Origin of the sequence: Paraburkholderia sp. UCT70 (assembly GCF_050434085.1) — a bacterium.
Lineage (GTDB): Bacteria > Pseudomonadota > Gammaproteobacteria > Burkholderiales > Burkholderiaceae > Paraburkholderia > Paraburkholderia tuberum.
The window spans coordinates 2,863,366-2,888,461 of the sequence record NZ_JBNPVZ010000004.1; the positions used below are offsets into that span (position 1 = coordinate 2,863,366).

General features: G+C 65.3%; 30 protein-coding genes and 1 riboswitch. Of the genes, 3 read left to right on the top strand and 27 right to left on the bottom strand.

The features are described 5' to 3' along the window. Positions 1-14: 14 nt before the first annotated feature. The 27 genes from tatB to OKW41_RS39045 form a co-directional block, all read right to left on the bottom strand. Complete coding sequence (gene tatB, locus OKW41_RS38915) at positions 15-557, bottom strand: Sec-independent protein translocase protein TatB (RefSeq protein ID WP_429451919.1); 543 nt, start codon at positions 555-557, stop codon at positions 15-17. A gap of 48 nt (positions 558-605) precedes the next feature. Continuing rightward, a complete protein-coding gene (gene tatA, locus OKW41_RS38920) occupies positions 606-851 on the bottom strand; it encodes a Sec-independent protein translocase subunit TatA (RefSeq protein WP_018420076.1) in 246 nt (81 codons plus the stop codon). Positions 852-1,119: 268 nt separating this feature from the next. Continuing rightward, positions 1,120-1,485 (bottom strand): histidine triad nucleotide-binding protein, encoded by a 366-nt coding sequence (locus OKW41_RS38925; protein ID WP_184035806.1) that lies wholly within the window; start codon positions 1,483-1,485, stop codon positions 1,120-1,122. A gap of 93 nt (positions 1,486-1,578) precedes the next feature. Further along, the gene (locus OKW41_RS38930; protein WP_429451921.1) at positions 1,579-1,974 is read right to left on the bottom strand and encodes a DUF4870 family protein; all 396 of its coding nucleotides are present in this window, start codon (positions 1,972-1,974) and stop codon (positions 1,579-1,581) included. 90 nt (positions 1,975-2,064) lie between these two features. Beyond that, a complete protein-coding gene (locus OKW41_RS38935; RefSeq protein WP_429451923.1) occupies positions 2,065-2,460 on the bottom strand; it encodes a phosphoribosyl-ATP diphosphatase in 396 nt (131 codons plus the stop codon). After that, positions 2,457-2,867, bottom strand: coding sequence for a phosphoribosyl-AMP cyclohydrolase (hisI, locus tag OKW41_RS38940; protein ID WP_090802086.1), 411 nt, complete (start codon positions 2,865-2,867; stop codon positions 2,457-2,459). Before hisI ends, OKW41_RS38935 begins: the two co-directional genes overlap by 4 nt. Before the next feature lies 1 nt (position 2,868). Then, positions 2,869-3,642 (bottom strand): imidazole glycerol phosphate synthase subunit HisF, encoded by a 774-nt coding sequence (gene hisF, locus OKW41_RS38945; protein WP_062128440.1) that lies wholly within the window; start codon positions 3,640-3,642, stop codon positions 2,869-2,871. 246 nt (positions 3,643-3,888) lie between these two features. Continuing rightward, positions 3,889-4,641, bottom strand: a complete 753-nt coding sequence (gene hisA / locus OKW41_RS38950; protein ID WP_233851518.1) for a 1-(5-phosphoribosyl)-5-[(5-phosphoribosylamino)methylideneamino]imidazole-4-carboxamide isomerase — start codon at positions 4,639-4,641, stop codon at positions 3,889-3,891. Between the two features lie 181 nt (positions 4,642-4,822). Further along, positions 4,823-5,464: an imidazole glycerol phosphate synthase subunit HisH gene (gene hisH / locus OKW41_RS38955; RefSeq protein ID WP_429451925.1), complete on the bottom strand. Its 642-nt coding sequence runs from the start codon at positions 5,462-5,464 to the stop codon at positions 4,823-4,825. 161 nt (positions 5,465-5,625) lie between these two features. Then, entirely contained in the window at positions 5,626-6,213 is a 588-nt protein-coding gene (hisB, locus tag OKW41_RS38960; RefSeq protein WP_013090696.1) for an imidazoleglycerol-phosphate dehydratase HisB, read from the bottom strand. 115 nt (positions 6,214-6,328) lie between these two features. Continuing rightward, positions 6,329-7,399, bottom strand: coding sequence for a histidinol-phosphate transaminase (gene hisC, locus OKW41_RS38965; RefSeq protein WP_429575801.1), 1,071 nt, complete (start codon positions 7,397-7,399; stop codon positions 6,329-6,331). Between the two features lie 243 nt (positions 7,400-7,642). Next, entirely contained in the window at positions 7,643-8,977 is a 1,335-nt protein-coding gene (gene hisD / locus OKW41_RS38970) for a histidinol dehydrogenase (RefSeq protein ID WP_429575802.1), read from the bottom strand. 58 nt (positions 8,978-9,035) lie between these two features. Continuing rightward, entirely contained in the window at positions 9,036-9,737 is a 702-nt protein-coding gene (gene hisG, locus OKW41_RS38975) for an ATP phosphoribosyltransferase (protein ID WP_090802096.1), read from the bottom strand. After that, positions 9,734-10,996: a UDP-N-acetylglucosamine 1-carboxyvinyltransferase gene (gene murA / locus OKW41_RS38980; protein ID WP_184035750.1), complete on the bottom strand. Its 1,263-nt coding sequence runs from the start codon at positions 10,994-10,996 to the stop codon at positions 9,734-9,736. Before murA ends, hisG begins: the two co-directional genes overlap by 4 nt. A gap of 111 nt (positions 10,997-11,107) precedes the next feature. Continuing rightward, positions 11,108-11,347, bottom strand: coding sequence for a BolA family protein (locus tag OKW41_RS38985; RefSeq protein ID WP_429451933.1), 240 nt, complete (start codon positions 11,345-11,347; stop codon positions 11,108-11,110). Positions 11,348-11,362: 15 nt separating this feature from the next. Then, complete coding sequence (locus OKW41_RS38990) at positions 11,363-12,127, bottom strand: ABC transporter permease (RefSeq protein WP_184052306.1); 765 nt, start codon at positions 12,125-12,127, stop codon at positions 11,363-11,365. Further along, on the bottom strand, positions 12,124-13,056 hold the full coding sequence (locus tag OKW41_RS38995; RefSeq protein WP_429451935.1) for an ABC transporter ATP-binding protein: 933 nt from the start codon (positions 13,054-13,056) through the stop codon (positions 12,124-12,126). Before OKW41_RS38995 ends, OKW41_RS38990 begins: the two co-directional genes overlap by 4 nt. Before the next feature lie 191 nt (positions 13,057-13,247). Further along, a complete protein-coding gene (locus OKW41_RS39000; protein ID WP_429451937.1) occupies positions 13,248-13,568 on the bottom strand; it encodes an STAS domain-containing protein in 321 nt (106 codons plus the stop codon). Continuing rightward, on the bottom strand, positions 13,565-14,197 hold the full coding sequence (locus OKW41_RS39005; protein ID WP_018420060.1) for an MlaC/ttg2D family ABC transporter substrate-binding protein: 633 nt from the start codon (positions 14,195-14,197) through the stop codon (positions 13,565-13,567). Before OKW41_RS39005 ends, OKW41_RS39000 begins: the two co-directional genes overlap by 4 nt. A gap of 114 nt (positions 14,198-14,311) precedes the next feature. Next, positions 14,312-15,292 (bottom strand): MlaA family lipoprotein, encoded by a 981-nt coding sequence (locus OKW41_RS39010; RefSeq protein WP_429575803.1) that lies wholly within the window; start codon positions 15,290-15,292, stop codon positions 14,312-14,314. Between the two features lie 19 nt (positions 15,293-15,311). After that, a complete protein-coding gene (gene mlaD / locus OKW41_RS39015; RefSeq protein WP_429575804.1) occupies positions 15,312-15,842 on the bottom strand; it encodes an outer membrane lipid asymmetry maintenance protein MlaD in 531 nt (176 codons plus the stop codon). Positions 15,843-15,933: 91 nt separating this feature from the next. Further along, positions 15,934-16,701, bottom strand: a complete 768-nt coding sequence (gene mlaE, locus OKW41_RS39020) for a lipid asymmetry maintenance ABC transporter permease subunit MlaE (RefSeq protein WP_429575805.1) — start codon at positions 16,699-16,701, stop codon at positions 15,934-15,936. Beyond that, on the bottom strand, positions 16,698-17,522 hold the full coding sequence (locus tag OKW41_RS39025) for an ABC transporter ATP-binding protein (protein ID WP_429575806.1): 825 nt from the start codon (positions 17,520-17,522) through the stop codon (positions 16,698-16,700). Before OKW41_RS39025 ends, mlaE begins: the two co-directional genes overlap by 4 nt. 91 nt (positions 17,523-17,613) lie before the next feature. Further along, a complete protein-coding gene (gene thiE / locus OKW41_RS39030) occupies positions 17,614-18,717 on the bottom strand; it encodes a thiamine phosphate synthase (RefSeq protein ID WP_429575807.1) in 1,104 nt (367 codons plus the stop codon). After that, positions 18,714-19,529, bottom strand: coding sequence for a thiazole synthase (locus tag OKW41_RS39035; protein WP_429575808.1), 816 nt, complete (start codon positions 19,527-19,529; stop codon positions 18,714-18,716). The genes thiE and OKW41_RS39035 overlap by 4 nt, the downstream gene beginning before the upstream one ends. A 107-nt stretch (positions 19,530-19,636) precedes the next feature. Next, positions 19,637-19,834: a sulfur carrier protein ThiS gene (gene thiS, locus OKW41_RS39040; RefSeq protein WP_026225709.1), complete on the bottom strand. Its 198-nt coding sequence runs from the start codon at positions 19,832-19,834 to the stop codon at positions 19,637-19,639. 59 nt (positions 19,835-19,893) lie between these two features. Beyond that, a complete protein-coding gene (locus tag OKW41_RS39045) occupies positions 19,894-21,030 on the bottom strand; it encodes an FAD-dependent oxidoreductase (RefSeq protein WP_090802108.1) in 1,137 nt (378 codons plus the stop codon). Between the two features lie 222 nt (positions 21,031-21,252). Continuing rightward, positions 21,253-21,376: riboswitch (TPP riboswitch) on the bottom strand. Positions 21,377-21,807: 431 nt separating this feature from the next. On the opposite strand from OKW41_RS39045, the gene OKW41_RS39050 reads away from it, so the two are divergent. The 3 genes from OKW41_RS39050 (at position 21,808) to OKW41_RS39060 (ending at position 25,038) form a co-directional block, all read left to right on the top strand. Next, entirely contained in the window at positions 21,808-23,559 is a 1,752-nt protein-coding gene (locus OKW41_RS39050; protein WP_429575809.1) for an ABC transporter ATP-binding protein/permease, read from the top strand. Further along, entirely contained in the window at positions 23,556-24,359 is an 804-nt protein-coding gene (locus tag OKW41_RS39055) for an SDR family NAD(P)-dependent oxidoreductase (RefSeq protein WP_429575810.1), read from the top strand. The genes OKW41_RS39050 and OKW41_RS39055 overlap by 4 nt, the downstream gene beginning before the upstream one ends. Positions 24,360-24,564: 205 nt before the next feature. Then, positions 24,565-25,038, top strand: a complete 474-nt coding sequence (locus OKW41_RS39060; RefSeq protein ID WP_429451955.1) for a hypothetical protein — start codon at positions 24,565-24,567, stop codon at positions 25,036-25,038. Positions 25,039-25,096: the final 58 nt, after the last annotated feature.

A 25,096-nucleotide genomic window follows, 5' to 3' on the forward strand; every position in this document is an offset into this window, starting at 1 on the left:
TGTCGATCTGAACATCAGAAAAACCGCGTCGGACGACGCAGGTTGGCAGGTGTGTGCCGCGCAACGCGCGCGGCGCCCGACTGCACGCGCGTGCGCCGCAGGCTCGCTCGCTTGTACCAGGTGGGCGTGGCGCTCTGCTGGACGCGCCAGGTCTTGCGTTTGGGCGCGGCGGCCGGCGTACTGACGGGCCACGAGGTGGCACCCGCGCTGCCGGTGGCCCCGCTGCCGGCGTCTTCGAGCGCGCCGCCGGCGATGCTCGGCGATACCGAGGTACCGCTATCCCATGCTTCGTTCAGTTCATTCTCGTGCTTGCGCAGATTGTCCTGAACCGCCGTTTCGACATTGCTCGCGGCCTTCTCGAACTCGGTTTTCATGCGCCGCAATTCGTCGAGCTCGATTTCGCGCGTGACTTCGGCCTTAACGTCGTTGATGTACCGCTGTGCGCGGCCGAACAGCGCGCCGGCCGTGCGAGCCACACGCGGCAGGCGCTCAGGCCCGAGGACGACCAGCGCGACGACGCCGATCAGCGCCATCTTGGTTAGACCGAGGTCCAGCATGAAGTGGAATGTCCGTCAGAAACGCGGGAACGGCGCGAAGGCCGCGGCTTAGCGGTAATCGCTCGATTGCTGCGTCTTTTCCTTCGCTTCGACGTCCACCGCGCCGTTGCGCGGCAGCTCGCGCTGCTGCTGTTGCGCGTCGGCCGACGACGAATCGGCTTCCTTCACGCCTTCCTTGAAGCCCTTCACGGCGCCGCCCAGATCGCTGCCGATGTTGCGCAGCTTCTTCGTGCCGAACACGAGCGCGACGATCAACAGAACGATCAACCAATGCCAAATACTCAACGAACCCATGACTACTCTCCTTAACCCCGACGCCGCATCTCGATGCGGCCAATTTGCATAACCTGAAGCGCGTGCGCTTCGTCTCCATCTATCCCTACGTTACCTCAGGCTGCACCGCCTCGCTCGCATTGCGGCCATCTACGCCTGTCATTGTGGCCACACGATCGCGTCGACGTTATTACACAGCGGTAAAAACAACGGCGGCGCTATTGTCCCCGACCAAAACTCGCGGCGGTGCGCACTTGCCACGCAGTGCGCCTCACGCGTGAAGCGGCGCTCAGCCCATGCGTTGCCAGGGACGCGGTCCCGCGAGAATGTGCGCGTGCAGGTGATACACCTCCTGACCACCGCCCGGACCGGTATTGATTACCGTGCGAAAGCCCGTTTCGCCGCCGTTATACGCGACCCCCAATTGTTCGGCCAGTCGCGCGGCCAGGACAAGCATTCTACCAAGCAGAGGCGCGTCGCTTTCCGTGCAGTTCGACAGCGTTGCAATGTGCTTGCGAGGAATCACCAGCACATGCGTTTCGGCCGCCGGACGGATGTCGCGGAAGGCGACGAACTCGTCGTCTTCGTGGACCCTGGTCGACGGGATTTCGCCAGCGGCAATCTTGCAGAAAAGGCAGTTCGGATCGTGACTCATCGTATTCCTGACGCGGTATGACTTGGGCGAGCGAAGCCGCCCGCGCCGAGGTTCGATCCGAAAGCCGGCCCGCCCATACGGACCGGCTAGCGTTCAGACCCAACTGGCCGGATTCGCGAACGGCTTGTTATCGTACAGATACAGCCAGCCTTTGATAATACGGTACAACATCCATATGCTGACTGCCCACAGCACCGGAATGCCGATCACGACGAGCAGCAGCAACGCGCCGATCGCGTAACCGATGAGGCCCAGCCAGAACGTGCGGATCTGCCATTCGAAGTGCGCTTCGTACGGCGTGCCGGCCACGTCCGACCGTTTGACGTAGTTGATGATGATCGCGACCAGAATGGTGAGCCCGCCGGTCAGCCAGTGGACCGCATACAGCGCGTACAGCACGTGCGTGAGCGTGCGCAGGCTGCGCTCGCGCTCAGGCACCATCGCGTGGCGGTAGACCGGCGGCGGATAGCTTCCTTGCGGCTGTTCCATGCTTGCGTCCTCCCGGAGGTGCGATTACCGCTATATTGGTGCCGGCGCGCGCGACTTCAAGCAGAAACGCCAGATTTCCGCTCCGGCTGCTCAGTCGCCGTTTTCCTCGCGCTCGCGGCTCTTGCGCAGCGCCTTTTCCTCGATGCCCGACAGGCCTTCGCGACGCTCGAGTTCGGCGATCACGTCGGCGGGGCTCAGATCGAAATGCGACAGCATCACGAGGCAGTGGAACCACAGGTCCGCAACCTCGCCGACCAGCGCCTTCGGTGCGCCGCCCTGGCGCACGTCCTTCGCAGCCAGCACGACTTCGGTGGCTTCTTCGCCGATCTTTTTCAGCACCGCGTCGTCGCCCTTATGGAACAGGCGCGATACATACGAGATGTCCGGATCGCCGCCCTTGCGGCTGTCGATCACCGCCGCGAGGCGCAGCAGCGTGTCGAGCGTCGAAGCCTCGGCGGTCGACGGGTTTTGCGTGGATTGCGTCATTTGTAGATGTGTTCGGGGTCTTTCAGCACGGGATCGACGGCCTGCCAGTCGCCGTCGTCCACCGAGCCTTCGAATTTCTGGAAAAAGCACGAGTGACGGCCGGTGTGGCACGCGATGCCCGATACCTGCTCGACTTTCAGCAGCACGACGTCTTCGTCGCAATCGAGTCGCACTTCATGCACATGCTGCACGTGACCCGACTCCTCGCCCTTGAACCACAGGCGCTGGCGCGAGCGCGAGAAATACACCGCGCGGCCGGTCTCGACGGTCTTTGCCAGGGCCTCGCGGTTCATCCACGCGAACATCAGCACGTCGTTCGTCGACGCTTCCTGCGCAATCACCGGCACGAGGCCGTTCGCGTCCCACTTGACCTTGTCGAGCCAGTTCACTGCCGAAGGATTCGTCACGTCACAACCTCACCGAAATGCCCTGATCGGCCATGAAGCGCTTGGCCTCGCCGACCGTGTGTTCGCCATAGTGGAAGATGCTCGCGGCGAGCACCGCGTCCGCGTGGCCGCTCTTGATGCCGTCGGCGAGATGCTGAAGATTGCCGACGCCGCCCGAGGCGATCACCGACACCGGCACCGCGTCCGACACCGCGCGCGTGAGCGCGAGGTCGAAGCCGCTCTTGGTGCCGTCGCGATCCATGCTTGTCAACAGGATTTCGCCCGCGCCCAACTCGGCCATCTTGCGCGCCCATTCGACCGCATCGAGACCGGTGGCCTTGCGGCCGCCGTGCGTGAACACTTCCCAGCGCGGCGTTTCGCCGTCGGCCGATACGCGCTTCGCGTCGATCGCGACGACGATGCACTGCGAGCCGTATTTGTCGGTCGCGTCCTTCACGAGTTGCGGATTCGCTACCGCCGACGAGTTCATGCTGATCTTGTCGGCGCCCGCGTTCAGCAGGCGCCGCACGTCTTCGACCGCGCGCACGCCGCCGCCGACCGTCAGCGGAATGAACACCTGCGAAGCGACCGCCTCGATGATTGGCAGAATCAGGTCGCGCTGATCCGAGGTCGCGGTGATGTCAAGGAACGTCAGTTCGTCGGCGCCCTGATCGTCGTAACGGCGCGCGATTTCGACCGGGTCGCCCGCGTCGCGCAGTTCGACGAAGTTGACGCCCTTGACCACGCGGCCCGCGGTGACGTCGAGACAGGGGATGATGCGTTTAGCTAGAGCCATGATCGTGCAATTCTGCCAATACCGCTGATGAGGCCGCTCGCTTGCGGGCAAGCGGCACGGTGCCGGCGCGAGCGGTTGCGTCGCGCCGCGAGTGAGGTGCCGGCCGGAAGCTGGTGAGGTTCCGGGCGCTTAATCGTGCGACGCGCGTTACAGGCAAGCCATCGTTCGGACGAGCGCCGCAAGCCGACACGAGCGCAACGCCGGCGGCCCGCGCAACCTGTCCAGCACGCGCAGCCGACGCCGTGCTTAAGCGTCGTCCGCTTCGCGCAGCTTGTCCGCGAGCGTCTGCGCGGCCGCGAAGTCGAGGTCGCCCGAATAGATCGCGCGGCCGCAGATTACGCCCTCGATGCCCTCGCCTTCGACTTCGCACAGCGATTCGATGTCCGCGAGGTTCGACAGACCGCCGCTCGCGATCACCGGAATCTTGACCGCGCGCGCAAGGCGCACCGTCGCTTCGATGTTGATGCCTTGCAGCATGCCGTCGCGGCCGATGTCGGTGTAGATGATCGACTCGCAGCCGTAGTCCTCGAACTTGCGCGCGAGGTCGGCCACTTCGTGACCGGTCAGCTTGCTCCAGCCGTCGGTGGCGACCTTGCCGTCTTTCGCGTCGAGACCGACGATGATGTGACCGCCGAACGCGGTGCACGCGTCCTGCAGAAAGCCGGGGTTCTTCACCGCCGCGGTGCCGATGATCACGTACGACAAACCGTCGTCCAGATAGCGCTCGATCGTGTTCAGGTCGCGGATGCCGCCGCCCAGCTGAACCGGAATCTGGCCGCCCACTTCATCGATGATCGCGCGGATTGCATCGCCGTTTTTCGGCTTGCCGGCAAACGCGCCGTTCAGGTCGACCAGATGCAGTCGACGCGCGCCGCGGTCGACCCAATGTCGGGCCATGGCCGCCGGTTCCTCGGAGAAAATCGTCGCCTGGTCCATATCGCCCTGTTTGAGGCGTACACACTGACCGTCTTTCAGGTCGATGGCGGGAATCAGCAGCATAGCAATCGGGTGTTATCTGGGAGTGGATTGAAGGTCGGCGGCAGCGGCTGGCGAGTCAGCCCGCCGCAATACCGTCTCGCTAGTTTAGTACAACTCGTTCGGCGCTCCAGTGGGGCGCCGGTCGGATGCGGGACCGGGGCACCGCGCGACGCGCGCGCGGCAACGGGATGAAAAAAGGCGTTCACGGGTTCCAGTGCACGAAGTTGCGATACACGCGCAAACCCGCCTCGGCGCTCTTTTCAGGGTGGAATTGGGTGGCAAAGATGTTATCCCGCGCTACCGCCGAGGTAAAGGGCACGCCGTAGACCGTTTCGCCCGACGTATGCGCCGGGTTGTCCGGCACCACGTAGTAGCTGTGCACGAAGTAGAAGAACGCGTTGTCGGCGACACCGTCCCACAGCGGATGCGGCTGCGCCTGACGCACGCGGTTCCAGCCCATCTGCGGGACCTTGAAGCGCGAGCCGTCGTCCTGCACCTGGCCTTCGAGCTCGAAGCGCACCGCCTTGCCGGGCAACAGACCCAGACCCGGCGTGTCGCCCTCGGCGCTCCAGTCGAACAGCATCTGCTCGCCGACGCACACGCCCATCAGCGGCTTGCTGCGCGACGCCTCGACGACCGCTTCCTGCAAACCGGACGCGCCGAGACTGCGCATGCAGTCGGGCATCGCACCCTGGCCCGGCAGCACCACGCGGTCGGCCGAGCGGATCACTTCCGGACGATCGACGATCGCCACGTCCGCTTCCGGCGCCGCTTTACGCAGTGCCTGGGCAACCGAGCGCAGGTTGCCCATTCCGTAATCCACAATCGCTATCGAAGTTTTCATTTCAAGTTTGGCCGCTCTGCCCTCGATCCATCGATGCCGCCGCGCGGCGTCAAACGACGTGCCGGCAAATGCGGTCCTGCCCGATGAATCGCTTGAAGGTGAGTGGCCTGAAGACGTTGGAGGCGGTGAAACCCGTGTTAAAGCCTGCTACGGCCGTTACGTTAGAGGCTGCCCTTGGTCGACGGAATCTGTCCGGCCGCGCGCTCGTCGAGTTCGACGGCCATGCGCAGCGCACGCCCGAATGCCTTGAACACCGTTTCGAGCTGATGGTGCGCGTTGATGCCACGCAGGTTGTCGATGTGCAGCGTCACGCCGGCATGGTTCACGAAGCCGCGGAAGAATTCGATCGACAGGTCGACGTCGAACGTGCCGATGCGCGCGCGCGTGAACGGCACGTGAAATTCGAGGCCCGGACGGCCGGAAAAATCGATCACGACGCGCGACAGCGCTTCGTCGAGCGGCACGTAGGAGTGGCCGTAGCGGCGGATGCCCTTGCGATCGCCGATCGCCTTCGCGACGGCCTGGCCGAGGGTGATGCCGGTGTCTTCGACCGTGTGATGGTCGTCGATATGCAGGTCGCCATGCGCTTCGATCTCGAGGTCGAACAACCCGTGGCGGGCGATCTGGTCGAGCATGTGGTCCAGGAACGGCACACCGGTGGCCAGCTTCTGCTGGCCGGTGCCGTCCAGGTTGATCTTCACACGGATCTGCGTTTCGCTGGTGTTGCGAACGACTTCCGCAAGGCGCATGGCAATTCCTCGAATCTGGCTTAAAAGCGCTAGTAATGTGGGATGGACAAACTGGCGGGCTGCTCAGTGCAGCCGTTCAACGCAGCGGCTCAGTGCCGCCGCTCAATGCGGCGGGTTACCGCAACACGAGTTTCAGGCCGGCGAGCAACTGGGCGTTCTCGTTCGGCGAACCGACGGTCAAACGCACGCAATTGGCCAGCAATGGATGCATTTTACTCACGTTTTTGATCAGAATCCGCGCCGTTAGCAGGGTTTCGAACAATACCGACGCATCGGGCACCCGCACGAGCAGGAAGTTGCCCGCGCTAGTGAACACTTCGGCGCCCGGCAGCGCGGCCACCGCCTGCGCGAGTTTCTCGCGTTCGTCGCGCAATTGCGCGGCCTGCGCATCGAGCACGCCGATGTGGTCGAGCAGGAAATCAGCGGCGGCCTGCGTCAGCACGTTGGTGTTGTACGGCGGGCGGACCTTGTCGAACTCGGTCAGCCACGCGGGCTTGCCGACCAGGTAACCGAGGCGAATCCCGGCGAGGCCCAGCTTCGACACCGTGCGCATCACGACGACGTTGTCGAACTGGTCGGCGCGCGGCAGCCAGCTCTTCTGCGCGAACGGCTGATACGCCTCGTCGATCACGACGAGGCTCTTGCCCGCCGCGGCGATGACGCGCTCGATTTCGGCGTCATCGAACAGCGTGCCGGTCGGGTTGTTCGGATACGCGAGATAGATGATCGCCGGTTCATGCTCGGCGATCGCCGCGAGCATCGCGTCGGTATCGAGCGTGAAGTCGGCTTTGAGCGGCACGCCGACGAATTCGAGATTCGCCAGCTTCGCCGACATCTGATACATGACGAAGCCCGGCACCGGCGCGAGCACCTTCGCGCCCGGCTTCGCGCACGCGACCGACATAATGCTGATGATTTCATCCGAGCCATTGCCGAGCAGCACGTCGCACCCCGCCGGCACGCCCATCACGTGACGAATGCGCTCGATCAACTGCTCGGGGCGCGGCGCCGGATAACGGTTCAACGCGATGCCGGCCAGACGCTCGCCGAGATGCGCGGCAAGTTCCGGCGGCAGCGGAAACGGGTTTTCCATCGCGTCGAGCTTGATGAAGCCGGTGGCGTCCGGAACCGGATAGCTCGTCATTGCGAGCACGTCGCTGCGGATGATGTCTTGAGGTGTCGTCATAGGTTCGGGGGCCGGGCCGTGCGAAAGACGCCGGGTCTACGTCGTCAGTGCTGGGCGCTCGGGTTGGTCTCGGTCGTCGTTATTGAACGGGGCGGGTGGGCTCGATCCGTCGCTCGAGCGGGTGGAAGCCGGAAAACATGGAAGCCGGTCGATGCGGCGGCGCTTGCCGCCCTCGCCGCTTCTCCTGCTCCCGCTTACACCTGCTTGAGCTCCGCCGCGCGCCAGCGCGATCAGCGCTCCGCCTCAGCCGCGTTCGTTGTTGTTCTGCCGCATCCGGTATTCGGCGCTGCGTGCGTGCGCTTGCAGACCTTCGCCGTATGCCAGTTCTGCGGCAATCTCGCCGAGCGTCTGCGCACCTTCCGCGCTGACCTCGATCAGGCTCGAACGCTTGAAGAAATCATAGACGCCGAGCGGCGACGAAAACCGTGCGGTACGCGACGTCGGCAGCACATGATTCGGGCCCGCGCAGTAGTCGCCGAGGCTCTCGCTCGTGTAACGGCCAAGGAAGATCGCGCCTGCGTGACGGATCTGTTGCGCCCACTGATGCGGCTCCAGCGCCGAAATTTCAAGGTGCTCCGGCGCGATGTCGTTGGCGATCGCGCAGGCCTCGGCCATGTCGCGCACCTTGATCAGGGCGCCGCGGGTTTCGAGCGACGTGCGGATCACTTCGCGGCGCGGCAGGGTGGGCAGCAGTTCGTCGATCGCTTCCTGCACGCGCGCGATGAACGCGTCGTCGGGGCACAGCAGGATCGACTGCGCGAGCTCGTCGTGCTCGGCTTGCGAAAACAGGTCCATCGCGACCCAGCGCGGGTCGGTCGTGCCGTCGCACAACACGAGGATTTCCGACGGCCCGGCGATCATGTCGATGCCGACCGTGCCGAACACACGACGCTTCGCCGACGCGACGTACGCGTTGCCGGGGCCGCAGATCTTGTCGACCGCGGGCACAGTCTGCGTGCCGTAGGCGAGTGCAGCTACCGCCTGCGCGCCGCCGATCGTGAACACGCGATCGACGCCACCCAGCAGAGCCGCCGCGAGCACGAGCGGATTCTTCACGCCTTCCGGCGTCGGCACGACCATCACGATTTCGCGCACGCCGGCCACCCGCGCCGGTATCGCGTTCATCAGCACCGACGACGGATACGCGGCCTTGCCACCCGGCACGTAGATCCCCGCGCGATCGAGCGGCGTGACCTTCTGGCCGAGCACGGTGCCGTCCGCTTCGGTGTACTGCCAGCTATGGCTGCCGCACTCGATCTTCTGCTTCTCGTGATAGCCGCGCACGCGTGCCGCCGCCGCTTCGAGCGACGCGCGCCGCTTCGGCTCGAGACTTTCGAGCGCCGCCTCGAGTTCGGCCATCGGCAGTTCGAGCTCGGCCACGCTTTTCGCATCGACGCGATCGAAGCGATTCGTGTACTCGAGCACCGCCTCGTCGCCGCGCGCCTTCACGTCGTTCAGAATCTGCGCGACCGCGCGCTCGATGGCTTCGTCTTCGCTCGCCTCGAACGCGAGCACCGCATGCAGCGACTTGTGGAAGTCGCGAGCGGTGGAATCGAGTTTGCGAATCTTGGTAGACATACAGGTATCCGTTTCGGTAAGGCGCGCTATCAGTGCAACGTCACATTGCCATCGTCAGTCAGGCCGCCGGGGCGGCGGTTTTCGACGAAGCATTGGCAAACGCGTCGAGAATCGGCCGCAACGCGGCGCGTTTGAGCTTCAGCGCTGCCTGGTTCACGACGAGACGCGACGAAATCTGCATGATCTCCTCCACCTCGACCAGATTATTCGCGCGCAGCGTATTGCCCGAGCTGACCAGGTCGACGATCGCGTCGGCGAGACCAACCAGCGGAGCGAGTTCCATCGAACCGTACAGCTTTATCAGATCGACGTGAACGCCCTTGGCGGCAAAATGCTCACGAGCGGTTTCAACATACTTGGTCGCGACCCGCAGACGCGCGCCCTGGCGCACCGCGTTCGCATAATCGAAACCGGCCGCGACCGCGACCGACATGCGGCAACGCGCAATGTCCAGATCCACCGGCTGATACAGGCCGCTGCCGCCATGCTCGAGCAGCACGTCCTTGCCGGCCACGCCGAAGTCGGCCGCGCCGTACTCGACATAGGTCGGCACGTCGGTCGCGCGCACGACGATCACGCGCAGGTTCGGGTCGGTGGTCGGCAGGATCAGCTTGCGCGAGCTCTCCGGATCTTCCGCTACCTCGATGCCTGCCGCCGCGAGCAGCGGCAGCGTTTCCTCGAAGATACGCCCTTTCGACAACGCGAGCGTGAGCGGCGCGCTGACCGCCGGCGACGACGACGTTTGCGGCATCGAACTCATGCCCCGCTCCCGGAAACCCGGCGCACCTTCGCGCCGATCGCATTGAGCTTCGCTTCCATGCGGTCGTAGCCGCGATCGAGGTGATAGATGCGGTCGATCAGCGTCTCGCCCTCGGCGCGCAGCGCGGCGATCACAAGACTCGCGGACGCGCGCAGATCGGTGGCCATCACCTTCGCGCCGGACAGTTTTTCGACGCCGGTTACGAGCGCCGTGTTGCCGTCGATCGTGATGCTCGCGCCGAGACGGTTCAGCTCCTGGACGTGCATGAAACGGTTTTCGAAGATCGTCTCCACGACTTGCGACGTACCGTCCGCGATCGTGTTGAGCGCCATGAACTGCGCCTGCATGTCGGTCGGAAACGCCGGGTATTCGGAGGTGCGGAACGTGACCGCGCTCGGGCGCTTGTCCATGCGCACACGCATCCAGTCGTCGCCTTCCTCGACCGTGACGCCCGCTTCGCGCAGCTTTTCGGTGACGGCTTCGAGCAGCAGCGGACGCATCTTGCGCAGCATGACGTCGCCGCCGGCCGTCGCGACCGCGCACAGGAAAGTGCCCGCTTCGATGCGGTCCGGAATCACCGTGTGCTTCGCACCGTGCAGCTTGTCGACGCCATGGATCACCAGACGGTCGGTGCCGATGCCTTCGATCTTCGCGCCCATCGCGACGAGCAGATGCGCGAGGTCGACCACTTCGGGTTCGCGCGCTGCGTTCTCGATGACCGTCTCGCCTTCGGCGAGCACCGCCGCCATCAGCAGGTTCTCGGTACCGGTCACGGTGATCATGTCGGTGACGATGCGCGCCCCCTTCAGACGCTTCGCGCGCGCTTCGATGAAGCCGTGCTCGATCGTGATCTCGGCACCCATCGCCTGCAGACCCTTGATGTGCTGATCGACCGGACGCGCGCCGATCGCGCAGCCGCCCGGCAGCGACACGCGCGCATGACCGAAGCGCGCGACGAGCGGACCGAGCACGAGGATCGACGCGCGCATCGTCTTCACCATTTCGTACGGCGCGACGAGGTTGTCGACCTTGGACGCGTCGAGCGCGACGCGCCCTTCGCCGGCTTCGATACGCACCCCCATCTGGCCGAGCAGCTTGAGCATCGTGCGCACGTCCTGCAGATCGGGCACGTTCTCCAGATGCACCGGATCGGCGCTCAGCAGACCCGCGCACAGGATCGGCAATGCCGCGTTTTTCGCACCCGAGACGACAACTTCACCGGAGAGCGGGTAGCCACCTTCAATGATGAGTTTATCCATGCCTGTCGGTTCCTGATCGGCCCGGTTCGCGTCCGGACCTGCTTTGTCTGTGTTTGGCGCGCCGCTAGCGGTGTCGCGCCCTTCCTGAGTAATTCGCACTAAATTTCCAGATTACGCGTTCTGCCATTCGGCGGGCGTCAGCGTCTTCATGCTGAGCGCGTGGATTTCTTCGCGCATGCGGTCGCCGAGCGCCGCATACACGAGTTGGTGACGCTGGATCAGGCGCTTGCCTTCGAAGTTCGGCGAGACGATCGTCGCAAAGAAATGCTGACCGTCGCCTTCGACGTCGAGATGCTCGCACGCGAGTCCAGCTGCAATGTACTGTTTGACCTGTTCGGGAGTCGGCAACATGAGATAAGCTCCTCGTCAGTGGCGCAGCTTGTAGCCGGTAGCGAGCATGCGCATCGCCACAGCGGCCAGCACCACGAAGAAACCGGCGACGATCGCGAGGCTCACCAGCGGGTCGATATCCGACACGCCGAAAAAACCATAGCGAAAGCCGTCGATCATGTAGAAAAACGGATTGAGCCGCGATACTTCGCGCCATACGGGCGGCAGCGTATGCGTCGAGTAGAACACGCCCGACAGGAACGTGAGCGGCATGATCAGAAAGTTCTGGAACGCGGCGAGCTGGTCGAACTTCTCGGCCCAAATGCCGGCGATCAGACCCAGCGTGCCGAGAATCGCCGAGCCGAACATCGCGAACACGATGATGTAGAGCGGCGCGGTGAAGGCGAGCGGCACGAACCAGATCGTCACGATGAACACGCCGAAGCCGACACACAGCCCGCGCGCCACGGCCGCGAGCACGTAGGCCGCGAACATCTCGTGGTGCGACAGCGGCGGCAGCAGCACGAACACGAGGTTGCCGGTGATCTTCGATTGAATCAGCGACGAAGAACTATTCGCGAACGCGTTCTGCAGCACGCTCATCATCACGAGGCCCGGAATCAGGAAGCTCGTGTATTCGACGCCCGGATAGACCTGCACGTGGCCGCGCAGCGCGTGGCCGAAGATGGTCAGGTAAAGCAGCGCGGTGATGACCGGCGCGAGCACGGTCTGGAACGACACCTTCCAGAAGCGCAGCAGTTCTTTGTAAAACAGCGTGCTAAATCCACTGTACCCGCTCATGCAAGCCCCTCGATCACTTCTGGACCGTTCATCACCTGAACGAATACGTCTTCGAGGTCGGCCTTGCGGACCTCGATTTCTTCGAATGTACAACCGGCCGCGCGGCATTGCGCGAGGATGCGCTCGACGTCGTCGTAGCTCGTCAGGCGCAGCAGATGCTGGCGGCCATTGCCGTTGCCGGCGCCGCTTTCCGCCTCGAGCGGACGCAGATCGGCGGGCAGCACGCCCTGCGCGAAGCGAACGAACAGTTGCATGCCGGCGAAACGCTGCAGAAGTGTGCTGGTGCGATCGAGCGCGACGACCTCGCCACGGCGCAGCATCGCGATGCGGTCGCACAACGATTCGGCTTCTTCCAGATAGTGCGTGGTCAGCACGATCGTGTGGCCTTCGCGATTCAGGCGCGAGATGAACTTCCACAGCGTCTGGCGCAACTCGACGTCGACACCCGCGGTCGGCTCGTCGAGCACGATCACCGGCGGGCGGTGCACGAGCGCCTGCGCGACCAGCACGCGGCGCTTCATGCCGCCCGACAGCGCGCGCATGTTGGCATCGGCCTTTTCGGTGAGATCGAGATTGGCCATGATCTCGTCGATCCACGCGTCGTTGTTGCGCAGCCCGTAGTAGCCGGACTGGATGCGCAAGGTTTCGCGCACCGTGAAGAACGGATCGAACACGAGCTCCTGCGGCACCACGCCGAGCGCGCGGCGCGCGTTGCGGAAATCGTCGACGACGTCGTGACCACGCACCGCGATGCTGCCTTCGTCGGCGCGCGCGAGACCCGCGAGTATGCTGATGAGCGTCGTCTTGCCGGCGCCGTTCGGACCGAGCAGTCCGAAGAATTCGCCTTCTTCGACCGCGAGGCTGACGCCCTTGAGCGCCTGCAAGTCCTTGTAGCGCTTCTTGACGTTACGAATTTCTATGGCTGACATGACTATGGGCCGCGTGCGTCGCGGCGCCTGAAGTAGCCCCCAATGGAGCTTGGGGACGCGCAAATGCTGGAAGAAACGGAACCGGGGCCGATTAGGGGGCCAGTTCAACGCCACAAAAAAACGTTTGATTATAGGGCAAAAACTGACACCCCCGGCTTGGCCGGAAGGGAGGAGACGACGCTAGAGGAGCGTCAATGTCGCGCTGACGCAACCATGCTGGAGGCGCCAGAGGAGAGAAGAGTATCGACGCCGTAGGCCTGCGCGAGACTGGCGAGCCCAGCCGGCAGATTGACGATTTCGAACTTGCCGCCGCGCGCCGCCGCGGCCCGCACCCACGCGAGCAGGACGGCGAGCGCCGACGAATCGAATTGCGTGAGCGGCGCGCAATCGACGCCGCCCGCACCCGCCGCGATGCGTTGCAGACCCGCCGCGAGCGCGGCCTTCGCGCTCTCGTGGGTCAGCGTCGTGCCGCTGTCGAAGCGGTTCGCAACCGCGTTCAGCACGTCGCTCACGATTGCTTGCCTGCGGCGAGTTGCTGATTGCGCTGCGTGAGGAACTGGATCAGTCCGTCCACGCCCTTCTGCTGGATCTGCTCGTTGAACTGCTGCTGATACGCCTGGATCAGCCACGCGCCGAGCACGTTGATGTCATACACGCGCCAGCCCTGCGCCGTCTTGTACAGGCGGTAGTCGAGTTCGATCGGCTGGCCGTTGTTCATCACGACCGAGCGCACCACCGTGTCGGTGTCGTCCGGGTTCATGCGGAACGGCTTGTACTGGATCTGCTGGTCGCGCACCTGCGCGAGCGCGCCCGAGTACGTGCGGATCAGCAGCATCTTGAACTGCTCGACCACCTGGTTCTGCTGTTCGGGCGTCGCGGTGCGCCAGTTACGGCCCATCGCGAGCTGGGTGGTGCGGCGGAAGTCCGTGTATGGCAGGATCTTTTCGTTGACGAGCGCCGTGATGTGCTTGATGTCGCCCTGCTGGATCGACTTGTCGCCGCGAATCGCGTCCATCACCTGCTGGGTGACGGTCTTGATCAGCGCGTCGGGCGCGTTGGTGTCGACGGTTTGCGCCGATGCGCCCGCGCTGATGAACGAAAACAACGCGGCAAACAACGGAATCAGGAAGAATTTTTTCATATCGAGCTTTGCCTCAAATATAGTGCGACAGTTTGAACCGACCTTATCACGCGAGTTCGACGGCAATCCATGCGCAAACTGCGAGAGTCGTATCGATCTGTTACGGCTGCACGTTCAATGCAATCTTAAGGACGGGAAGTTGAAGCGCGTGGGCGGCACCAACTGACCGGCCGGAATTTGCGTTTCCGGGCCGCCTTTCAGGTCGAGAGGCGGTGTTTCGGCGCCCGACGCGGCCTCCGGTGCCGACGCGCCTTGCGGCGTGCCCACGGCCGCGCCGGATGCGGGAGCCGGCTTGGCCGGCGCACCTGCCGCGCCCGCCTCGCCTTCGTCGTACTTCGGCAGCGGCGCTTCCTCGTCGTAGCTCGGCAGTTCCTGCGGACGCCGGCGGTTATCCGACAACAGATACTGCCGGCGCTGCAGATACGCGTTACGCACGAACGAGTATTTGTCGAGCGCCGCGCCTTCCAGCAGGTTGCTCGCTCCGAGCAGGTTCGCGCGCGTGTTGACGATGTTCAGGCCATACAGCGCCCAGCTCAGGCCCGGCGGGTCGACGTAGCTGATCGGGTTCACGTAGTAGTTGCCGAGCGAGCCGACCGCATCGCGCACCGTGCTCGGCCCGAACAGCGGCAGCACCAGATAGGGGCCCGCCGGCACGCCGTAGTGGCCGAGCGTCAGACCGAGGTCGTTGTCGTGCTTCGGGAGCTTCGCGAGCGTCGCGACGTCGAACAGGCCGCCGACGCCGAACAACGTGTTGATCACGATCCGCATGATGTCGGACACGCCGTCGGCGATGCGCAGCTGCAGCAGGTTGTTCGCCGCGATATAGACGTCGCCGATGTTCGAGAAAAAGTTCGTCACGCTGTCGCGAACCGGCTGCGGCGTGACCCAAACGTAGCCCTGCGCAACCGGCTTCAGCGCGTACTGGTCGATCTTGTCGTTGACGGTGAAGATCGTACGGTTCAGCCCTTCGAACGGGTCGCCCTTGGTAGGCGTCTGCACGGTCGTGCAACCGGCGAGCAGCGCAGCCGCCACGGCGACCTTGCCTAACTGTAGGACGCGCGCGCCGCTGCGCGGGGTCTGCAGTGTCGTCTGCATCTAATTCTCCTTGTTGGCCTTACTGGCCGGCAGCGCCGGAGGCCGGCGCGCCCGGCGCCGGTGCAGGGGCGGATGCGGCGGGCTTCGCCGCGCCGGAATCCGCGGCTTTGCTATACAGGAACTGGCCGATCAGGTTTTCCAGCACGATCGCCGATTGCGTCATCGAGATCGTATCGCCGGCCTTCAACATTTCCGAGTCGCCCCCCGGCTCGAGCCCGATGTACTGCTCGCCGAGCAGACCCGAGGTCAGGATCTTCGCCGAAGTGTCCCTCGGAAACTGATATTGCTTGTCGATATCGATCGTGACGAGCGCCTGGTAGGCGTTGCTGTCGAAGCCGATCGACGCGACCCGGCCGACCGTCACGCCAGCGCTCTTCACCGGCGCGCGTGGCTTCAGCCCGCCGATGTTGTCGAACTTGAGCTTGATCGGGTAGGTTGCCTGGAACGACAACGAGCTCATATTGCCCGCCTTCAGCGCAAGAAACAGCAACGCCACGAAACCCAGCACCACGAACAGGCCGACCCAGAAGTCGAGAACATTCTTTTTCATCGTCATCCCAAAGTGAATCCGCCGCGCCGCCGCCACCTCCCGCCGTGCGCGGCGCATCATGCACCGCCGGCGGCCGGCATGCTGCGCGGTCTTAGCTGAACATTAGTGCGGTCAGCAGGAAATCGAGCCCGAGCACCGCGAGCGACGCGTACACGACCGTGCGGGTCGTCGCGCGCGACACGCCTTCCGGCGTCGGCTTCGCCTCGTAGCCCTGAAACAGCGCGACGAAGGTCACCGCGAGGCCGAACACCACGCTCTTGACGACCCCGGCGCCGACATCGCGCCACACGTCGACGCCGCTTTGCATCTGCGACCAGAACGCGCCGGCATCGACGCCGATCAGCAGCACGCCCACCACGTAACCGCCCAGAACGCCGACCGCGCTGAAGATCGCGGCGAGGATCGGCATCGACACGATGCCGGCCCACAGGCGCGGCGCGATCACGACCTTGACCGGATCGACGGCCATCATTTCCATCGCGGTGAGCTGCTCGCCCGCCTTCATCAGGCCGATTTCGGCGGTCAGCGACGTGCCCGCGCGCCCGGCGAACAGCAGCGCGGTCACGACCGGCCCGAGTTCGCGCACGAGCGACAGCGCGACCAGCAACCCGAGCGCCTGCTCGGAGCCATAACGGTTCAGCGTGTAATAGCCCTGCAACCCGAGCACGAAACCAACGAACAGCCCCGACACCGCGATGATCACTAGCGAATAATTACCGACGAAGTGGATCTGCTTCGTGACAAGACGCGGGCGGCGCAGCAGCGGGAAAAATTCGAGCAAGAGCCGCAGGAAGAAGCGCGTCGCGTAGCCGGCGGTGCCGAGCCCGGTGATGACCGAGCGACCGATCGTACTGATCATGACTGGCCTCCGCCGATGCCGAAGTCCGCCGCGAGCGGCGTCTGCGCCGGATAGTGGAATCTGAACGGGCCGTCCGGCGCGCCGTCGATGAACTGCCGCACGGTCGGATCGGTCGACGCGCGCAGTTCGTCGGGCGTGCCCTCGGCAAGCACACCGCCGTTGGACAGGAAGTACACGTAGTCGGCGATCGCGAATGATTCCGGCACGTCATGCGTGACGAGAATCGACGTGGCGCCGAGCGCCCGGTTCAGCGTGCGGATCAGGTTCGCGGTGATGCCGAGCGAGATTGGGTCGAGACCGGCGAACGGCTCGTCGTACATCATCAGTTCGGGGTCGAGCGCGATTGCGCGCGCGAGCGCCACGCGCCGCGCCATGCCGCCGGAAATCTCGGACGGCAGCAGGTCGCGCGCGCCGCGCAGGCCGACCGCGTTGAGCTTCATCAGCACGAGGTCGCGCAGCAGTTCTTCGGGGAGATCGGTGTGCTCGCGTAGCGAGAAGGCGACGTTTTCGAACACCGACATGTCGGTGAACAGCGCGCCGAACTGGAACAGCATGCCCATCTTGCGGCGCAGCGCGTAAAGGCCTTCGCGCGTCTGCTCGCCGATGTCCTCGCCATGGAACAGCACCTGGCCGCGCTGGGCGCGCACGAGGCCGCCGATTAGCCGCAGCACCGTGGTCTTGCCGCAACCCGAGCCGCCCATGACCGCGACGACCTGACCGCGACGAAAGCGCAGATTCAGATTCGACAGGACGAGCCGGTCGCCGTAACCGAAGTCGACGTCGCGCAGCTCGAGTAAGGTCTCGGGATAGAAAGGCACCAAACTGACGATCCTTTTACAGGGAAGGCCGAATTATAGGGCCATCGTGCAAAAGCTGCCGTGAGGTGCCCCGTTCCTTGACTATGCCTGACGATTATTGCGTAAACATGTGTTGCAGCGCAGAAACAGCGGCGGCCGGGTCGGCCGCTTCCGTCACCGCGCGCACCACGGCCGCGCAGCCGACACCGGTCGCGAGCACGTCAGGCAGCACCTGCAGATCGATCCCGCCGATCGCGACGAGCGGCACCACACCGTCGAGCAGCCGCACATAGCGTGCGAGGCGGCGCAAGCCCTGCGGCGCGGTCGGCATCACTTTGGTGGTGGTCGGGAACACGGCGCCCAACGCAATATAGCTCGGACGGAAATGCAGCGCCTTCAGCATCTCGTAGAAGCCGTGAGTCGACAGACCGAGCCGGATGCCCGCGTCGGCCAGCGCGGACAGGTCCGCCGTATGCACGTCTTCCTGGCCGAGATGTACGCCGTACGCGCCCGCCTCGAGCGCCGCCTGCCAGTGATCGTTGATGAACACCTGCGCGTCGTGCGAGCGGCCGGCCGCCACGCAGCGCGCGATTTCGCGCTTCAGCTCGTCGGCGGGTTCGGCCGACTTGCGGCGCAACTGCACCGTCTTCACGCCGAAGCCGACCACCCGTTCGACCCAGTCCGCGGTCGGCAACACCGGATACAGGCCGAGCCTTGCCGGGCAGCGCGGGAACGCCTTGGCGGGTGCCGCCGGCAGGTCGGTAAGGCGCGGAAAGCGAGCGAGGTCGGCCGGGAAAGCATCGTCGGCGCGGGTCTCGTCGCCATCGCGCCACGCGAGCGCGAGCACCAGCGCGTCGTGCGGATCGAAACCGCAGTCGAGGAACGCGGCAAGCGCGGGAATCCAGTCTTCCGCCAGATGGCCTTCGAGGCCGTACTTCTCGCCGCCCAGATACAGCGTCGCGCGGTTTTCCGCGGCGACGATCACGCCCGCACCTCGCGTCAGCCAGCGCGCGATTTGCTCGCCGTGCTGCTGTGCGTCGGCGGTCACGATCAGGTCGCCACCGTTCGGTTCGTCGGGTGCGATCAGGCAGATGCGCCACGGCGCGTGCGTCAGCGGCCAGTCGCCGAGACGTGCGCGGATGCGCTCGGCGGCTTCGATGAGTTCGTCGGCCGTCGGCCAGAACAGATCGCGGTCCTTCAGCGTCAACGACTGAGTCATGCGGCACCCCCATCCTGATGCCAGAACGGCTTGCCGACCACCGGCGTGCTCGCGTGCGCGCTCTCGCGCTCGGCCATCGGGCCCGCGAGATACGCTTGCCGACCCGCCTCGACGCCCAGCGCGAATGCGCGCGCCATCGCGTCGGGGTGCGTCGCCTGCGACACTGCCGTGTTCAGCAGCACGCCGTCGAAGCCCCACTCCATCACCTGGGCCGCATGCGACGGCACGCCGAGCCCGGCATCGACGATCAGCGGCACGTCCGGCAACCGCTCGCGCAACACGCGCAGCCCGTATGGATTGATCACGCCCTTGCCGGTGCCGATCGGCGCGCCCCACGGCATCAGCGCCTCGCAGCCGGCGTCGAGCAGACGGCGGCCGATCACCAGATCTTCGGTGCAGTACGGCAGCACCTTGAAGCCATCCTTGACGAGCCGCGCGGCGGCTTCGATCAGGCCGACCGGATCGGGCTGCAGTGTGTAGTCGTCGCCGATCAGTTCGAGCTTGATCCACTCGGTCTCGAAGATTTCGCGCGCCATGTGCGCGGTCGTCACCGCTTCACCGACGCTCAGGCAACCTGCCGTGTTCGGCAAGAGCGGCACGCCATGGCGCTTGAGCAGATCGAAGAAGCCGGCTTCGGCGTGGCCCTCGTTCATCTGACGGCGCAGCGCGACCGTCACCATGCCGGGGCGCGCGGCGTCGATCGAATCGGACAGCGATTGCAGCGACGGATAGCGCGATGTGCCGAGCAGCACGCGGCTTGCAAAAGTTTGACCGTATAGCGTCAGCGCGTCGGCGGTCTCGTGAGAAGTCATTTGCATCATCCTGGTTTGCCCTCGCGGCTAGAACCGACCGCGTTGCGGCAATGGGTTTTCGGCGACGGTTGTTGCGTTCGGTAAGCGACAGGCTGGCGCGGTCGCGCTCAGCCGCCCGCGACCGGCTGCACGACGTCGAGCCGGTCGCCCGTTTGCAACGCGCGCGCCGCATGCTGCGCACGCGCGACGAAATCGCCGTTGAGCGCGACCGCGAACGGCGGACGTGCGCCAAAGGCGGCGAGCGCATCGGCGACAGTCGCGCCCTCGGGCAGCGACAACGGCTTCTGATTGATATGAATGTCCATGGTGTTCGAATACGGTTCAATCGATGGCGCAAGCGGCATCGCGCGCGGCACGTTGGCCGCTACGCTCGGGCCGGCTCGCGCGCGAAATGCTGCTGGAACAGCTCGCTCCAGCGTGAGTCGCGCCGCCAGCCGGCGAATGCGTCGGCATCACCGACGCGGCCGTCGAGCAGCGCGCTCGCGAAGCGCACGGCTTCGTCGGCGACTTCGGGCGCGATCATGTAGCCGTGCCGGTACAGGCCGTTCACGCGCAGCGTGCGCGCGCCGTCCCACAGCAGCGCGGGACGATGATCGGGCAAGGTCGGCCGGCACTGCGAATTCAGCTCGAGAATGCGCGCCTCGCCGAAGCCCGGGTGCACCGAAAACGCCGCGCTCAGCAACTCGAGCGCCGAACGCACGCTGACGGGCGACATGTCCTCACCCTCCACCTCGGTCGCGCCGATCACGTAGAGGCCGTTCTGCTTCGGTGCGATATACAGCGGGTAACGCGGATGCAGTAGCCGCACCGGGCGCGTCAGCTGCAGGTGAGGCGCATGCACGCGCGCCACTTCGCCGCGGATGCCGCGCAGCGTCGGCAGCACCGGCTTCGCGCCGAGCCCGCGGCAATCGATGGTGATGCCGGCCTCGGGCAGCGATGCGTCGTCGATCGGCGTGTTCCAGTGCGTGTCGACGCCGCGCTCGGCAAGCCCGGCCGCGAGCGCGGACAGCACCTGGCGGTTGTCGAGCTGGCCTTCTCGCGGCAGCAGCCAGCCTTGGCTGAAGCGGCCGGCCAACGCGGGTTCGGCGGCGCCGAGCTGCGCGCCCGCCAACGCGACGAAGCCGCCGTCGAGCAACTCGGCCGGCGCGTTCGCACGCACGCGCCGCTCGAATAGCGGCGCCTCGGTGCGATCCGCGTGATGCCAGACGACGAGCGTGCCGTTGCGCTGGAAAAACACCGGCTCCGGCAGTTCGGCAAGCACGCGCGGCCAGCTTTCGAGCGAACTCGCGCCAAGCCGCGTGATCAGCAGCTCGGCGCTCGCGGCCTCTGCCAGCGGTGCGAGCATCGCGGCGGCGACCCACGCGGCAGCCTGCGAACCGGTGGCATCGCCGCGCTCGTAGAGCGCCACGCGATGCCCGTCGCCAGCGAGGCGCCACGCGACCAGCCGGCCGCACAGGCCGCCGCCGAGCACGGCGAAATCGGGTCGGGCGGGACGGTTCATCGCGCGCGCTCCGTTCGACTGCGGTGGGCAAAACCAAGACGGCACGGCTCGCCCGAGGCGGCGTGACGAAGGGAAAAATGCATGTCTGAAGAATAGGCGGTCATCGAGTCCTTTCCGTACGGCCAAAAAACGCACGTACCCAGGACGAAACCGGCGGGTGAAGCCGGCCGGTCACGACGTGCACATGTGAGCTGCGCTCGCCGCCCGGCGGGGAATGGAAGACGGTTGCTTCCGGAAACTTCCCGCGCCGGTATTACCCGGATCGGGTGCAAAGGGTCTCTCTCAGCCTCGCCGTCCCGGCATGAAAGTCATGCCGCCTGTGGGCGAAGCACCCCTGTTTCGTCGCAGGTCATTAGACCATAAAAGGCGCGGCGCCCGCAAACCAGCGCTCCGCGGTCGCCACCCCAATTTTGATCTGGCACCGTCTATCGAGATGCCGGTGCGAAGCGGCCCGGCGCTCTGGCACAATGCCGTGACCGGTGCCGCAAAAACGCGGCGCGCGCGGCGCTCGTGGCCGCATGCGTGGCGGCGGCACCCCAGCGGATGCCGGCCCCGAAAATTAATTTTCGCTTAAGGGCGTCACGCCAGAATCGGGCGCCCGTCCGGACTCGCGTTCATCGAGCGTGATGGCGCGATGCCCGGCCAGGTATCGCAGACCCGCGGCAGCCACGCCCTCGCAAAGGAGCCTGCTGTTGGCGGGATCGCCCGACATGGGTCAACCAGATCGGACCCGTACGCCGGAATGGCACTTCGGGTCAGCACTTCATCAGGACGCTCATGACACCACATACTTCCGCCAGCCCCGCGCTGCCGCCCGACGAAAAGGTCTCCGCGTGGACCCTGATCAAGCCCTACTGGGTTTCCGAGGAACGAGGCATCGCGTGGGGGCTGCTCGTCACGATCATCGTGATGAACCTGCTCGTCGTCTGGATCAACGTGCGCCTGAATAGCTGGAGCAGGGACTTCTACAACGCGCTGCAGGCGAAGAACGTCCACGACTTCCCGCACCTGCTGATGATCTTTACCGGACTCGCGTTCGGTTTCATCATCCTTGCCGTGTATGGACGCTATCTGCGCCAGATGCTCGGCTTCCGCTGGCGCCAGTGGCTGACCACCCGCTACCTGAACGAGTGGCTCAACGACAGCGCGTTCTACCGCATCGAGCGCGACCGCCTCGCCGACAACCCCGACCAGCGGATCAGCGACGACCTGCAGTCGTTCGCGACCACCACGCTGTCGCTGACGCTCGATCTGCTGTCGACCGTCGTCACGCTCGTGTCGTTCATCACGATCCTGTGGTCGCTCGCGGGCGCGTTGAGCATCTCGCTCGGCGGCATGCCGCTGCAGATCCCCGGCTACATGGTGTGGGCCGCCGCGCTGTATGCGGTGGTCGGCTCGCTCATCACGCAGAAGGTCGGCCATCCGCTCGTGTCGATCAACTATCAGGCGCAGAAAGTCGAGGCCGATTTCCGTTTCGGCTTGATCCGGCTGCGTGAGAACGCCGAGCAGATCGCGTTCTACAACGGCATGGAAACCGAGAAGACGAACGCGCGCACGCTGTTCGGCCGCATCCGCGACAACTGGTGGCAGGTAATGAAGTACACGAAGCGCCTGACCTTCGTGCTGAGCTTCTATGGCCAGATCGCGATCATTTTCCCGATCGTCGTCGCCTCGCCGCGCTACTTCGCGGGCGCATTCACGTTCGGCGTGCTGATGCAGATTTCGAGCGCGTTCGGCACGGTCAGCGATTCGTTCTCGTGGTTCATCAACAGTTATACGAGCCTCGTCGAATGGCGCGCGACCGTGAACCGGTTGCGCGAATTCAAGCGCGTCGTGCATTCGCCGCGTCTGAAGGAATCGGTGTCGCCGGCCACGGAACATGGCGGCATCAATCTGCATTTCGTCGACAGCAACACGCTTACCACCGACAGCCTCCAGCTCGCGCTGCCCAATGGCAACCCACTGTCGCGCATCCGCGATATCGCGATCCGGCCGGGCTCGCGCTGGCTCGTGCGCGGTCCGTCGGGCGCCGGCAAGAGCACGCTGATGCGCGCGCTCGCGGGCCTGTGGCCGTTCGGCGACGGCTCGATCGACGCACCGGTCAACGCGCGCATGATGTTCATCCCGCAGGTCAGCTACATGCCGATCGGCACGCTGAAGGCGGCGCTCGCGTATCCGTCGGCGGCGGACACCTATGGCGACGACGAATGCCGCGACGCGCTCATCACCTGCCATCTGTCGGAATACGCGGACCGTCTGCAGGAAACGGCGCACTGGACTCGCGTGCTGTCGCCGGGTGAGCAGCAGCGCTTCGCCGCCGCGCGCGTGCTGCTGCACAAGCCGGACTACCTGTTCCTCGACGAAGCGACCAGCGCGCTCGACGCGGAAAACGAGGCGCGGCTCTATCGGCTGTTCACCGAGCGGTTGCCGAAGGCTGCGATCGTCAGCGTCGCGCATCGCGAATCGCTCGCAGCGTTCCATGACGAAACGCTCGACGTCGAGCGTTCTGTCGAAGCGGTAGCGGCGTGAGCGACGCGAGCGGCGCTCACGTCAGCGAAGCGCACGGCGCCGCCGCTCGCGTCGTGCTGATCACCGGCGCCGGTTCCGGCATCGGCGCGGCGCTCGCACGGCGCCTCGCGGCGCCGCATACGTCGTTGATGCTGCACGCGCGCGGCGCAGACGACGCCTCCCGTCGACGGCTCGTGCAGGTTGCCGCCGACTGCACGGCAAGCGGCGCACGCTGCGCGACCGTGTTCGGCGACCTCGCCGAGCGCGGCGCGGCGGAGCACGTGATCCATCAGACGCTTGCGAGCTTCGGCGCACTCGATCAACTGGTCGCGAACGCCGGCCATGCGCAGCGCCAAACGCTGGCCGCGCTCGATCCCGACACCTTCGGCGCCGCCTTCGCCGCGATGCCAGCCGCCTTCGCCGCGCTCGTGCGGCGCGCGATGCCCGCGCTCGAAACATCGAAGCGCGGTCGCGTGGTCGCCTTGAGTTCGTTCGTCGCGCATCGCTATCGCGCGGATGCGCCATTCGCCGCGACGGCGGCCGCGAAAGCGGCACTCGAAGCGCTTGCGAAAACGGCGGCCGCGGAGCTCGCGCCGCTCGGCGTGACCGTCAATTGCGTGGCGCCGGGCTACACGCGCAAGGATCGCGGCCCAAGCGCCGACAACGCGGCCGTGTGGGCGCACGCCGCCGAAGCCACGCCGCTCGGTCATGTTGCCGAACCGGACGACGTCGCCGCGCTGATCGCATTCCTGCTGTCCGACGCGGCACGCCACATCACCGGCCAGGTGATTCACATCGATGGCGGCTTGACGCTCGGTTAAGCCTCGCCTGCGCGCCGGCACCTCCGGACGCAACATCCGGAAAGACACGAGAAGAGTTCGAAAGCATTTGCGGAGCGCGCAAGCTGTTCCGCGCTTTGAAAATGCCTGCGAGCAGCGACGATAGTCGTACGGGCCGCGCCATGCGCCGGCCTTCGTTGATGTCAGTCACGTCTTTCATCGCAACCGCTCTTCGGACTCCTCGCCCATGTCATTCGCTCGCCGTGTTTCACCTTTGCTCCCGTCTTTGCTCCCGCGCATCGCGCTCGCCTGCGGCGCGGCGCTGCTGCTCACGAACGCCGTCGATGCCGCGCAAACGACCGTGCCGAACCAACCCGCCGATATCTGCGCGGCGCTCACGCACATCGTCGATGCGAGCGATTTCCGGCGACTGCCAAACGAGACCGCCGCGCAACTGCCGGGCGTATCCAATACGGACGATTGCCGCGCCAGCCCGCACGCGTACGACTGCCACTGGCGCGCGCACTGGCAAGCCGACGGCGTCATCAACGATCCGCTCGAAGAACTCGGCGCCGACATCGCCGCCTGCTTTCCGCGCGTCGTGCACGACGTCAACACACCCGTGCGCCAGCATTTCGTCGTGACCACCGACGCCCGTCGCGTGAACGTCACCGCGAGCGTGCAAGGTCAGAACGAACTGCGACTGCGCGTGACGCGATGAGCGCGCGGCCGTCGCTGCTTTTGATGCTCCATCGCACTTCGTGACCGGGATCGGGCGC